Origin of the sequence: Marinobacterium rhizophilum DSM 18822 (assembly GCF_000378045.1) — a bacterium.
In the GTDB taxonomy this organism is placed as follows: domain Bacteria; phylum Pseudomonadota; class Gammaproteobacteria; order Pseudomonadales; family Balneatricaceae; genus Marinobacterium_A; species Marinobacterium_A rhizophilum.
Map to the genome: position 1 here is coordinate 142,819 of NZ_KB899092.1, position 12,496 is coordinate 155,314.

A 12,496-nucleotide genomic window follows, 5' to 3' on the forward strand; every position below is an offset into this window, starting at 1 on the left:
CATGGATCATCTTGCCGTTTCGCTCAAGTAATCCGGGGCGGCTTTATGCCTGTGTATCGGCCGGCAGGCGTGTGCGGTCGTGGGGCTGGTTCAGCGTCATGGCGGGGCCGCGGGGCACGATGCCCGTGGGATTAATGTTGCTGTGGCTGGCGTAGTAATGGGTTTTGATCTGCGTCATGTCGACGGTGGAGGCGATGCCTGGCCATTGGTAAAGCTCGCGCAGGTAACCCGAAAGGTTGGGGTACTGGCTGATGGTACGCAGATTGGCTTTGAAATGGCCGTGGTAGACAGCATCAAAGCGCACCAGGGTGGTAAACAGGCGCCAGTCGGCCTCGGTAATGCGCGCTCCGACCAGGTAGCGCTGCTGGCCAAGGCGCTGGTCGAGCTCGTCCAGCGCCGCAAACAGTGTCTCGAACGCATCGTCATAAGCGCTTTGCGTGGTGGCAAAGCCGCATCGGTAGACACCGTTATTGATCCGCTCATACACAAAGGCGTTTATCGCGTCTATTTCGCTGCGCAGTGTTGCGGGATAAAGGTCGGGACCCTGATCCACGAGATGGGAAAAGGCGCTATTGAGCATGCGCAATATTTCCGCCGACTCATTGTTTACCATGGTGTTTTGCAGCTTGTCCCACAGTACTGGAACCGTAACGCGGCCACTGTAGTCATGCTGTGCGCGGCTGTATAGCTCATGCAGATATCGGCTGCCATAGAGGGGATCGCCGGCGGGATAATCGGAGCGGTTGAAGCGGGCATCAGTCTCGAATTCCCAGCCGTTCTGCGCCATTAGCGGATGCACACAGCTAACGCTGATGAGGCTTTCAAGGCCCTTGATGCGCCGCGCGATCAGGGTGCGATGTGCCCAGGGGCAGGCGAGGGATACGTACAGATGATAGCGCCCGGCTTCGGCTTTGAAATTGCAGTCGCCTATCTGATTGCGAAAACGGGACGCGTCCCGCACGAAGGCGCCGTCATGACTTTTGGTGTCGTACCACTGGTCGTGCCATTGTCCGTCGATCAGTAATCCCATGGATCACCTCCGTGCTTGCGGGTCCAAACAGGACCTGTTGTAAAAAAGGGCGCAGGCCGGTTTCCCGGCGCTGGCCCTATTGGCGTTGCGGTAATTGCGTGTGGTTAGAGCTGCTCGATGGCCGTCATGACTTCACTGAGCGAGGTTTCTTTCATGTCTGCCATGCTCATGCCCTCTGCTGCGAAGGTTTCGACCGCGTTGACGCCCAGAAAGCCAAGAAAGGTTTTGACGTACGGGGCAACGAAATCCCGCGGTGTGCCGGCATGGATGCCACCGGTTGCGGTGACGATATAAGCCTGTTTGTTTTCCACCAGGCCAACAGGGCCGGTTTCAGTGTATTTGAAGGTTACGCCGGCCCGGGCGATATGATCGAAGTAAGCCTTCAGGGTCGAGGGAACACCGAAGTTGTACATGGGGGCGGCGATGATGATGATGTCGTTGTTCAGGAGCTCTGCGACCAGGCGGTCAGACAGTGCGACGATCTGGACCTGTTCCGCGCTGCGCTGATCCTGCGGGGTGAAAAAAGCGCCCAGCGTCTGATCGGTAATGTGGGGAAGCTGATTCTGTGCCAGATCCCGGGTGGTGATGTCCAGCTCGGAATCCCGTCCCAGTCGCGCCAGCAGTTTGGCTGTGAGCAGGCGGGTGTTGGACGTTTCGTTCATGGCGCTGGATTGAATAACGAGTACTTTGGTCATTTGAGCTGGCTCCGCAACAGTAGGTTGATGGAGTCATTATCGCCACTGGGCGGAGATTAAAAATCGGAAAATCTTCAGTCTAAGATTCAATATTTTTGAACAATTGATCAGGGTTTAACTGCCGGGCATCAGGCTGCAGCGGCGCAGGGTGGTCTGCCAGCTTTTTGTGTGATGATCGCGAGCCTGGATATAGCGCTGCCAGAGGCTGTCGGGATTGGCGTCAGCGAAGATGCGCCACTGGTAGTCGAGCATGGCAGGTGTGGCGGGAAGGCTTGTCATGAGCTGCTGGTGCAGTGCTTTCCAGCGTTGTCCGCTGCGATCGATGTGGGCCATGTAGGGCTGAACCTCGCCTGCGTAAAACTGGGTGAATACGTTCAGCAGTATTTTGGCTCTGGGGGTGGGTCTTTGCTGGGGGCAGATGCTGGCGCGCAACTCACGGCGCTCAAGTGCCTGTGCCGTTTGCTCCAGCGTGCGGGTCAGTATCCAGAGCGACTTGAGCCACTGGCTGCCGAAGCGGTTGGCCTCAAGTGCCTGGTAATGCTGCTCAAGATCGTCCAGCTGGGCAGGTGCCCGCCAGTCGGGTGTGGAGATCAGTGTTTGCAGGCTCGCGAGTGTCTGCAGGCCCTGCAGGGCCGCTTCGCTGCCATCCTCGTTGTTGTCGTCAGAACGCAGGGGCAGCGGCGGGTCGCCGCGGGAGAAATTGTTTTCCATCTCGCTGGAGGCGTAGATTGCATTCCAGAGTACGGCCGGCAGTTCGCGTGACTTGATTCGGTGGATGTCTTCCAGTTGCTGTCTGAGCTGTGGATCGGCATCGGGCTGTTTCGCCAGCTCCTGGCGGCAGTCACGCACCTGGCTCAGCAGGCGCATTTCGTACACCAGCTGTTTGGACGGGGGCATGACCTTGCCGAGCGAGCTGTTGCGCTGTGCTATCAGTCCGAGCAGATTGCAATGGCGCAGTGCCAGTACTTCGATCGGGCCCTGGCGCAGATCGGTCAGGGGCAGCAGGCGCTCGCGCCTGGGTGGCAGCAGCGCAATGTCAGTTGGCCCGTCGAGGCCGGCGTCGATGGGTTCTTCCAGCACGCGGGCGACGCGCTCGGTGTAGTTATCAAGCATGGCCTCGGGGGTCGATCGCCCGCAACCTGCCAGCACAACTGTCAGGCAACATAGCAGTAAGGCGGTTCTGTGCGCGTTAGTTGACATGGGATTCAGGCCGGCGCCAGGCTGGCAGTGTAGCGCCGGGTCATGCGCAGCAGGCGCGTACCCAGCAGGAATGCGCCGAGACTCAGTCCCAGCACCAGTCCATACCAGAAACCGTGCGCCCCCTGGGCCGGGCCTAACCAATCAGTGAGTCCGAGCACGTAGCCGGCGGGCATGCCAATCAGCCAATAGGCCACGAAGACGAGCAGCAGCGGGATGCTTGTATCCTTGTAGCCGCGCAGCGCACCGGCCGCAGCGACCTGGATGCTGTCAGAAAATTGAAAGAAGGCGGCAATGGTTAATAGCTGGGCTGCCAGCGTGATGACGACCGGGTTCGGGGAATACAGGCTGGCAATGTTGTGGGCAAAAATCAGCATGAAGCTGCAGGAGAGCAGGGCGCAGCCCAGTGCGAGCAGTACGCCGGTAAAGGCGCTGCGCCGGGCTAGCGGGTAATCTTTCGCCCCGGTCAGGTGGCCGACCCGAATGGTAATGGCCAAGGCGATGCTCAGTGGCAGCATGAAGGTGAGGCCCGTAAAGCTCATGGTGATCTGGTGTGCAGCCACCGTAATATCACCGCGCGGCGCGAGTAGCAGTGCGATGAGGGAGAACATGCTGACCTCGATCAACAGGGATACGCCGATGGGAAAGCCCAGTTGCAGAAACTGCCGTGTCGCCTGCAGGCTCGGTCGTTGCCACTGTCCCAGGGGCGCTGCCTCTGTAAAGGCCGGGCTGCGCCAGATATAGAAGCCGCCTGCCAGCAGCATGATGCACATGACAATACTGGTGGCCCAGCCACAGCCCACGCCGCCCATGGCGGGCAGGCCAAGCTTGCCGTAAATGAAGATGTAGTTGAGAGGGATGTTGCACAGCAGGCCAAGCACGCCAATTTTCATGACCACGCGGGTCAGACCGAAGCCTTCGCAGAAGCTGCGTATCAGCTGATACAGGAGGATTGCCGGCAGGCCCCAGGAGATGGCGCGCAGGTACGCCTGGGTCAGGGTGGCAAGTTCCGGGGCAACATTGAGTTGTTCCAGCAGCCAGCCGCAGTTACGTACGCTGACAAAGGCAAGGCTGCCGGCGAGCAGCGCGACCCAGAATCCCTGCTGGAATACGGCGCCCGCGGCGCGTCGATTACCGGCGCCCAGGTGTTGTGCTGTCATCGGTGTAGTGGCCATGAGTACACCGGACAGGGCCAAAAAAACCGGTAGCCAGATGCCGTTGCCAAGCGCCACGGCGGCAAGGTCTCGGGCGCTGACATGGCCAGCCATCAGAGTATCGACAAACCCCATGGCGGTCTGTGATAGCTGCGCGACCATGATGGGGGTCCCGAGTTGCAGCAGCATGCGTGCCTCCCTCAGACAAATGCGGGGCTGGTGAGTAAGCATGTTCAGAGTGCAGGCTCAGTTAACAATATTGAAGATCTGCCTGGCAATCCGGCCGCCGTACACAGAAAGTGGCAGGGGTGTGACGTTGGGCGAACTATCCAATGACTTCTGCAAAAAGCCGTTGGCTCGGATGAACTTGTAGGATCGAGCCGCCACGTTCGCCGTGACCGGATTGAGCGCGCGTGCCAGGCGGCGGCAAGCGTGTTGCTCGAGTCGATGTTCTGCATGCCGTGGCCCCCTGAGTTCTGGGGCACAGGATAATGCGGTGACTGCCCGGCGGCAAGGCATGGCCTGGAAACAAAAACGGCGGCGATCCCAAGGGGTCGCCGCCGTTGTTCTGTGCTACGGGCGATTAGTCGATACGTGCACTGACGTAGCGGCCTGGAGCAGGTTCAATCATTTTGTAGGTCGCGTTGCCGAAGTCGACAGGTGCGTCCATCTTCTTGCCGGCGCGACGCTTGAGCCATTCGCCCCAGTGGGCCCACCAGGAGCCTTCCTGCTGGGTCGATGTATCAAACCAGTGATCGGCGTCCTTGCCCAATTCGCCGCCGGTCCAGTAGTGACGGCGGTTCTTGGATACCGGATTGATGACGCCGGCGACGTGGCCGCTGGCGCCAAGCACGAATTCCACGTTGCCCTTGAAGTTTGCAGCGCCCTTGAAGGTGCCTTTCCACGGGGCGATGTGATCCTCGATGGTCGACAGGAAATAGCAGGGAATACGGATCTTGCCCAGATCCACCGGCTCGCCACAGATGGTCAGTGCGTTTGGCTCTACCAGTTTGTTTTCCAGATACATCTTGTTGATGTAGTAGGTGTACATGCTGGCGGGCAGGTTGGTGGAGTCGCTGTTCCAGTAAAGAATGTCGAACGGCGGTGGTGTCTGGCCCTTGAGGTAGTTGTTGACTACATAGGACCAGATCAGGTCGTTGGAGCGCAGCATGTTAAACGAGGTTGCCAGTTCCCGGCCGTTGAGTACGCCGGCGCTGGTGACCTTGTCTTCCAGGCGCTTGACCTGCTGTTCGTCAATGAAGACGCACAGATCGCCCGGGTCGCTGAAGTCGGTCAGGGTGGTGAGGAACGTTGCAGAAGCGACGCGGTTGTCCTTGCGTGCCGCCATGACGGCCAGTGCACTGGCAAGCAGTGTTCCGCCGACACACCAGGCCAGGGCATTAACCTTGTCATTGCCACCGATTTCGTGGGCCACGTCTATGGCCTTGATTACGCCGTTGCCAACATAATCGTCCCAGCTGATATTGCCCTGCTCGATAGACGGGTTCAGCCAGGAGACCAGGAAGACGGTCTGACCCTGTTCAACGCAGTAACGTACAAACGAATTGTGTTCCTGCAAATCAAGGATGTAAAACTTGTTGATGCATGGGGGCACGATCAGCAGGGGACGCTCGGTAACCTGTTCCGTTTTGGGTTTGTACTGCAACAGCTGGAACATGTCATTTTCGAACACCACGGCGCCTTCGGTCAGGGCGATGTTCTCGCCCAGCACGAACGCGGTTTCGTCCGTCATTGAGATGCGGCCCTTGTCGATGTCGCCGAGCAGGTTCTTCAGACCGTCGATCAGGCTCTGTCCCTTGGTTTCCAGTGCCTGCTGCAGCACTTCCGGATTGGTGGCGGCAAAGTTGGTCGGCGACAGGGCGTCAATGTACTGCTGAGTGTAAAACTCCAGCTTGCGCTGTTCGGAGTCCGACAGGTTGGCATTGGACGCCATTTCATTCAGCAGCTTGGACGTCAGCAGGTAAGACTGCTTGATGTAGCTGAAAACCGGGTTGGCTGACCACTCTTCGGCCTGAAACCGGCGGTCGCCCCGGGGGGGCTCAACACTGGCGGCGGTGTTTCCGGTGAACAGGCTCTGCCAAAGATTAAGCTGCGCGGTTTGGTATTCAGTGATGGCCCGAATCCATACAGACGGGTCCTCAAATGAGCGGGTAGTAAGCTCGGTCCAGGATTGAGTGAATTGGGTGAAGATGTCATCTCCACCCGAGGAGGTGAACATGTCCAGGACTTTCTTGGTTTCCGAGTTCAGGTAGTCGATAAACTCCTGCGGATTTGAAAGTATGTTGTTGTCTTTATCCATGAATACCGACTTCTCCGGCTGAATCGACATCCGCGAGGCTCGCCTTGCTGGGTCTGCGTGACAGCTTGGCAGGGGCCGATGTTGTGCAATTGCTAAACAAATGAGAACCGCAAGCATAGCGTTGGTGTAAACGGTCTGGCAACCCCTGCGACAGGATGATGGTACGAATTGTGTAGTAATTATATTGCAGGTGCTCAATGACCTGTCCCGGCATGGGGCGCTGATTCACTGCAGCCCGTGTGTCGTTGCTGGCGCGCAAGGTCCTTTGCCGGCAGGCGCCTGGCTGGCTAGAATGCGGTGCGCCGTTTCTGTGGGCGTTACGGATTTGGATTCTGAGGAAGCACAATGCGGCATTTTTTGTTGATGAGTACACTAGGGTGTCATTTATGTGACCAGGCGATCGACATTCTCGTGACCACGCTCGACCCCGGGTTGCACAGCGTCGACGAGGTGGATATTGCAGAGGATGATGCCCTGGTGGAACGCTACGGTGTACGCATCCCGGTGCTGGTGGACGAATCCAGTGGCGCGGAGCTGGGCTGGCCGTTTGATCGCGCCACACTGCTGGATTTTGTCGAAGGGCTGGCTTAGTGACCTGCCTGATCAGGCTGCAGCGCGAAGAAGGTCTGGCTGTTTGAGTGCAGCCGGGCTCGCAGTGCCTCAATTGACTCGCCCGTAGCTTTGGCGACGCGCTCGGCGATGTGGGGCAGGTAGCAGGGTTCGTTCCGCCCTGATTTGGGCTTGGGGCGCAAATCCCGTGGTAGCAGGTAAGGCGCGTCTGTTTCCAGCAGCAGGCGGTCCGCGGGGATGTCCTTGATCAGGTCCAGCAGGTGGCCGCCGCGGCGCTCGTCGCAAATCCAGCCGGTCAGTCCGATGTAGAGATCCAGTTCCAGGTAGCCATACAGCTCGTCAGCCGTGCCGGTAAAGCAGTGGGCAACGGCGCGGCTGATGGTGTTGCGATGGCTTTTGAGCATGGCCAGCTGTTGTGCGTGGGCATCCCGTTCGTGCAAAAAAAGCGGCAGGCCGGTTTCGCTGGCAAGCTCGAGCTGTTGTTCGAATGCTGCGACCTGCTGCGCCGGGCTGGAAAAATTCCGGTTGAAATCCAGGCCTGTTTCACCAATGGCGACGCAGGCGCGGTGGCGGGCGAGATGGCGTAACCGTACGTGGCTGTCGCTACAGTAATCACTTGCGTGGTGCGGGTGAATGCCGGCGGTGAAGTAAAGCTGCCCGGGATGGCGCTCGCACAGGCTGCGGGCGTCGTCGCTGCCAGCTGCGCTGGTGCCGGTAACGATCAGCGTGCTGACGCCCGCCGCGCTGGCGCGCGCGAGTACGGCGTCGAGATCATGGGCGAAACGCTTGTCGGTGAGGTTGGCACCGATGTCTGTCATGGGGTCAAGCACGGGGTTTGTCCTGGCGCAGGCGAAAAGAGTCGGATGCCATTATGCCAGCAGTGCCGACGTTTTTCAGTGCGTACCCTCCGGCGTGCCTGATGGCGGCCCCGGTGGGCAGCAGGCGTGCCCTGGTTAGAGCTTTTTGGCGCTCGAGGTCTGGTACAGCGCCAGGCTCGCCGATTCCGCAGGAGTCAGCATGCGCGTTGGCTGCTGGTCGCGGACATCATAGATGACCCCAAACGCCAGCACGTTTTGCACATAGTTGCGGGTTTCATCAAACGGGATCGTCTCGATCCAGATATCCAGTGGCAGATGGCCGCGCTCTTCGAGCCAGCGTGATACCCGGTGAGGGCCCGCATTATAGGCTGCCGTGGCGAAAACCCGGTTGCCATTGAAGCGTTCCAGCATCTGCGCCAGGTAAGCGGTGCCAAGCGCAATGTTGGTTTCGGGGTTGTAGAGGTCACTGCTGTTGCGATACGGCACGGTGTAGCGTTTGGCGGTCTGGGCGGCTGTTTTGGGCATCAACTGCATCAGGCCGCGGGCGCCCGCGCCGGATTGGACCGAGGCCTGGAAAGCGCTTTCCTGGCGAGCAACGGACAGTGCCCAGGTGCGGTTGATGCCGCGATCCGCAGCGTACTGCTTGAACAGTGTCTTGTACGGGTGGGGAAAACGAATGGCCAGGTCGTTCCAGCGATTTGAGCTTATGGCGCCGCGAATGGACTGGTCGTGCCAGCCCCAGCGGCTGGCGACGTGGGCCGCGGCGTGGCGGTCGCTGTCACTGAGTCGGGTCTGCGCCAGGTTCCATTCCGAGCGGGCCTGATAGTTTTCCTCCAGCAGCAGCAGTTCGCGCATGCGCTTGAATGCCGGCTTCTGTTCCAGGCGTTTCAGCTGGGCGCTGTCAAAGCCTGCGGGCTCGTCCTGCAGGTCGTAGGGCCGGTCGTGCATCTCGGCGGCGAGAAAGCTGTAGAAGTTACGCGCGCCTGTGAGGCGCGACAGGCTTTCGGGGCTGTTGTTGCCCTTGCCGGTGCTGTCGATGGCCACGCTGTTCCAGTACAGCCAGCGCTCGTTGGCCTGGAGCTCTGCTGGCAGGCGCTTAATCAGCTGCTGTACCCTGGCCCAGTCGAAACGGGCCAACGCGTTGCGAATGCGCCATTCGGTAATATCTTCCTGCTTGAAGTCGGGGTCCAGACGCGCCATCCGCGCTTCGTAGTCCGGCAGGAAATTTTTGCCCATGCGTACGCCGAAGTAGCGATCCAGGGTGGTACGCCGTTGCGGGTCTACCTTGAGTCTGTCCCTGTCCCGTAACCAGAGATCAAAGGACCCTTCCAGATCCCTGCGGGCCAGGTCGCGGATGCCATGGGCGGCGATGCGCCCATGCAGGGCGTTGCCCGGGGTCAGCAGGTTGCGGTCTGCCAGCAGTTTGGCGTCGCTGTTGATCTTCAGGAACAGATCGCTGACGGCCTTCTGTTTCGGGTCTGATATAAAGCGTTGCGTGTATTTCGCCAGCGAGGTATTGCCGGCCTCGACTGCTTTGAAAAACCGGCTCAGGGCGATGTCCGAACTCAGGTGCCCGGTCTTGATCCAGCTATCGAACAGCGGGTCACAGGCGTCTGGCTGTGACGTGCCCACATCCCAGAGCTCCGCTGCGCTGGCATAGGCGGTCTTGGTGTCACCCGTGTTGAGCCGGGCGACGAGTTCAAGGCACTGATACTTGGTGCCGCCAACGGGCATCTGGGTACTGGCGCGAAGGAGGCCGCTCCATGCCTGCTGGCGTGCCAGCTGGTTGATCCAGCTGCGCTGCAGGCGCATTGCCAGGGGAGTGTCTGCATGGGATGAGATAAAATCGCTGACCTGGCGTTGACTGGCGCTGGCCAGTTGCGCCTCGAGGCGCGTGTATTCCAGATAGGGGTAGAGCGGGTATTGCTTGAGCTTGGTGGCAATGGACTCAAAGCTGCTCCAGTCTCTTGATGCGGCGGCCTGCATGGCTTCCTGGTAGCTGGTCCGCTCCCGGGCGTAGCTATCGGTCGGAGTGATGCTGGTTGCGTGTGTTGAGAGTGAAAACGTGCAGCTCCATGCCAACGCTGCAAACATCAGTGAGAGTGGTTTCATAGTCCGTTTACAGCCCTGTTTTTGCGGATGTGATGATCAGTCTAATGGAGACATCACCCGAAAAGACAGGTGTTGAACAGTTTTCATATTTAGCCCGGTTTTACGGTAGAATATGCGTCCCTCAAATGAGCCGAATACATACATTATGCCGCTGATACGACTTGACAATATTTCCATCGCCTTTGGTACCAGGGCATTGCTGGACCAAGTCGGCTTTCAGATAGATCCTGGCGAGCGCGTCGCGCTGGTCGGGCTCAATGGTGCGGGCAAGTCCACGCTGTTGAAACTCATCGGTGGTCAATTGCAGGCCGATAACGGCGATTTTTGGGTCGACCCGGGCTGCCGTATCGCCGAGCTGCCCCAGGCGTTGCCTGCGGCCGATGAGCGTAAAGTGCGGGATGTGGTCATGGGTGGCCTGGGTGAAATCGTTGAAATGCGCCGGCGCTACGAAGAGCTGGTGATGGAACATGACGAGCGCACCATGGCAAAACTCGATGTGTTGCAGCAGCAGATCGAAGCCGTGGATGGCTGGCACCTGGAACAAAAGGTGCAACGTGTCATGGAACGTCTTGGCCTGCCGGACGACCGCTTTATGTCCGAGTTGTCCGGTGGCTGGCGCCGTCGTGCGGCGCTTGGTGCTGCACTGGTGCAGGAGCCGGACCTGCTGCTGCTGGACGAGCCGACCAACCATCTGGATATCGAGACCATTGAGTGGATCGAGCAGCAGATGAAAGAATATCGCGGCGGCCTGCTGTTTATTTCCCATGACCGCTCACTGGTTGAGTCCCTGGCCACGCGTATCGTCGAAATTGATCGTGGCAAGCTGGTGTCCTTTCCCGGCAGTTACAGTCAGTACAAGGTGCGCAAGGAGCAGATGTTGGCCGAAGAGGCCCGTCACAATGCCGAGTTCGATAAAAAACTGGCCCAGGAAGAAGTCTGGATTCGTCAGGGCATCAAGGCACGTCGCACCCGCAACGAAGGGCGTGTACGTGCGCTTGAAGCGCTGCGCAAGGAGCGCTCAGAGCGTCGCAATCGCCAGGGGGCTGCCAAGTTTGGTCTGGAAACGGCACAGCGCTCCGGCAAGCTGGTGGCGGAACTCAAGGGCGTGTCACTGGGGTATGACGGCCGCACGCTGGTAGACAATCTGTCGTTGACCATCAATCGCGGTGACCGTATCGGCCTTATCGGACCTAACGGTATTGGCAAGAGCAGTCTGCTCAAGCTGGTATTGGGGGAACAGAAGCCGGATTCCGGAGAGGTGAACCAGGGTACCAAGGTCGAAGTTGCCTATTTTGACCAGCTGCGTGGCCAGCTGGACATGGAAAAAACGGTTATCGACAACATTTCCCAGGGGCGGGAGAGTATCAGCATCAACGGCAAGGATCGCCATATCATCAGCTATCTCAGCGATTTCCTGTTTGCGCCCGAACGCGCTCGTACACCGGTAAAGGCGCTGTCCGGTGGTGAGTGCAACCGGGTTTTGCTGGCCAAACTGTTTAGCCAGCCGGCCAACGTGCTGGTGCTTGATGAGCCGACCAACGATCTGGATGTTGAAACCCTTGAACTGCTGGAAGAAATTCTGCTGGAGTTTACCGGTACCGTGCTGCTGGTGAGCCATGATCGTGCCTTCCTCGACAATGTTGTGACCAGTACCCTGGTGTTTGAAGGGCAGGGTAAAGTCAGCGAATATGTGGGTGGCTATCAGGACTGGATTCGCCAGCGTCCTCAGCCGGTCGCCGCCCAGGCCTCAAAGGGGCGGGCAGAAAAACCGGTACTGGCAAAGGAAGGGGCGCCCCAGGCCAAGGTTGCCCGCAAGCTGAGCTACAAATTGCAGCGCGAGCTGGATGCGCTACCTGCGCAGCTTGAAGAGGCTGAAGCGAAACTGGCCCAGCTGCAGGCGGCGATGTCGGACAGCGGTTTCTATGAGCAGGGTCAGGAGCAGATCCAGGCGGGGCTGGATGCCTTCGCGCAGCAGGAAAAAGTGGTCGAACTGCTGATGGAACGCTGGGTGGAGCTGGAAGCCATGCAGGAGTAAAGTCCCCTGGACGGCCCGCCTGTGGGGTCTTGAGGCGCCCCGGAGCTGGCAGTAGCCAGCTCCGGGGCTGTCGTCCTATTTGGTCGGCTGAACCCGGATGGCGAGTACATCGCAATGGGCGCCGTGCAACACGCCGTTGGCGGTGGAACCGAGCAACAGTGACAGGCCGTGACGACCGTGACTGCCTACGATCACCAGATCAATATCGTGTTCGTCGCAATAACGGTGAATTTCGGACTCGGTATGCCCGCTGACAATGAGCTTGTGGGTCACCGGATGACTGAGGCGGCTGGCGAAACTGTCGAGTTTTACGCGTGCGTGATCGTCGAGCTGCTCCTGGATAGTGGTGAGGTCCATGGGGACATCGCCGCCATACGCAAAGCTCAGCGGCTCGATCACGTGAATCAGGCTCAGCTCGGCGTTATTTCGATCAGCGATCTCACAGGTCTTGTCGATCAATTGCTCTGATTCTTCGGACAGGTCAACAGCCAGCAAGATTCGTTTATAAGCGCTCATGATCAATGTTTTCCATCTGGTTTCGTTAACTTGAGATTAGCATAGTGAT

Annotated in this window: 10 protein-coding genes; 2 read left to right on the forward strand and 8 right to left on the reverse strand. The window is 59.0% G+C overall.

Translation table 11 applies throughout. The annotated features are described in order from the left end of the window. Positions 1 to 43 precede the first annotated feature (43 nt). The 5 genes from F451_RS0105495 to F451_RS0105515 form a co-directional block, all read right to left on the reverse strand. Complete coding sequence (locus F451_RS0105495) at positions 44 to 1,030, reverse strand: glutathione S-transferase family protein (protein ID WP_020680352.1); 987 nt, start codon at positions 1,028 to 1,030, stop codon at positions 44 to 46. A 104-nt stretch (positions 1,031 to 1,134) separates the two neighbouring features. Next, on the reverse strand, positions 1,135 to 1,725 hold the full coding sequence (locus F451_RS0105500; RefSeq protein ID WP_020680353.1) for an FMN-dependent NADH-azoreductase: 591 nt from the start codon (positions 1,723 to 1,725) through the stop codon (positions 1,135 to 1,137). 114 nt (positions 1,726 to 1,839) lie between these two features. Continuing rightward, positions 1,840 to 2,838 (reverse strand): DUF3080 family protein, encoded by a 999-nt coding sequence (locus F451_RS0105505; protein ID WP_020680354.1) that lies wholly within the window; start codon positions 2,836 to 2,838, stop codon positions 1,840 to 1,842. Positions 2,839 to 2,930: 92 nt separating this feature from the next. Further along, positions 2,931 to 4,265 (reverse strand): MATE family efflux transporter, encoded by a 1,335-nt coding sequence (locus tag F451_RS0105510; RefSeq protein ID WP_020680355.1) that lies wholly within the window; start codon positions 4,263 to 4,265, stop codon positions 2,931 to 2,933. A gap of 394 nt (positions 4,266 to 4,659) precedes the next feature. Then, entirely contained in the window at positions 4,660 to 6,426 is a 1,767-nt protein-coding gene (locus F451_RS0105515) for a PHA/PHB synthase family protein (RefSeq protein WP_020680356.1), read from the reverse strand. 333 nt (positions 6,427 to 6,759) lie between these two features. Between F451_RS0105515 and F451_RS0105520 the strand changes: the two genes are divergently transcribed. After that, on the forward strand, positions 6,760 to 6,987 hold the full coding sequence (locus F451_RS0105520) for a glutaredoxin family protein (RefSeq protein ID WP_240476440.1): 228 nt from the start codon (positions 6,760 to 6,762) through the stop codon (positions 6,985 to 6,987). On the opposite strand, the gene F451_RS0105525 is transcribed toward F451_RS0105520, so the two are convergent. Together F451_RS0105525 and F451_RS0105530 are read right to left on the reverse strand one after the other, a co-directional pair. Further along, positions 6,984 to 7,796 (reverse strand): TatD family hydrolase, encoded by an 813-nt coding sequence (locus F451_RS0105525; RefSeq protein ID WP_240476441.1) that lies wholly within the window; start codon positions 7,794 to 7,796, stop codon positions 6,984 to 6,986. The two genes, F451_RS0105520 and F451_RS0105525, sit on opposite strands and share 4 nt — an antisense overlap. A gap of 123 nt (positions 7,797 to 7,919) precedes the next feature. Beyond that, the gene (locus tag F451_RS0105530) at positions 7,920 to 9,896 is read right to left on the reverse strand and encodes a transglycosylase SLT domain-containing protein (RefSeq protein ID WP_083928354.1); all 1,977 of its coding nucleotides are present in this window, start codon (positions 9,894 to 9,896) and stop codon (positions 7,920 to 7,922) included. A 145-nt stretch (positions 9,897 to 10,041) separates the two neighbouring features. On the opposite strand from F451_RS0105530, the gene F451_RS0105535 reads away from it, so the two are divergent. Continuing rightward, positions 10,042 to 11,931 carry an ATP-binding cassette domain-containing protein gene (locus F451_RS0105535; RefSeq protein WP_020680360.1) on the forward strand — a complete coding sequence of 630 codons (1,890 nt, stop codon included), beginning with the start codon at positions 10,042 to 10,044 and terminating at the stop codon, positions 11,929 to 11,931. 75 nt (positions 11,932 to 12,006) lie between these two features. Here F451_RS0105535 and F451_RS0105540 read toward each other — a convergent pair whose 3' ends face one another. Next, complete coding sequence (locus F451_RS0105540; protein ID WP_020680361.1) at positions 12,007 to 12,447, reverse strand: universal stress protein; 441 nt, start codon at positions 12,445 to 12,447, stop codon at positions 12,007 to 12,009. Positions 12,448 to 12,496: the final 49 nt, after the last annotated feature.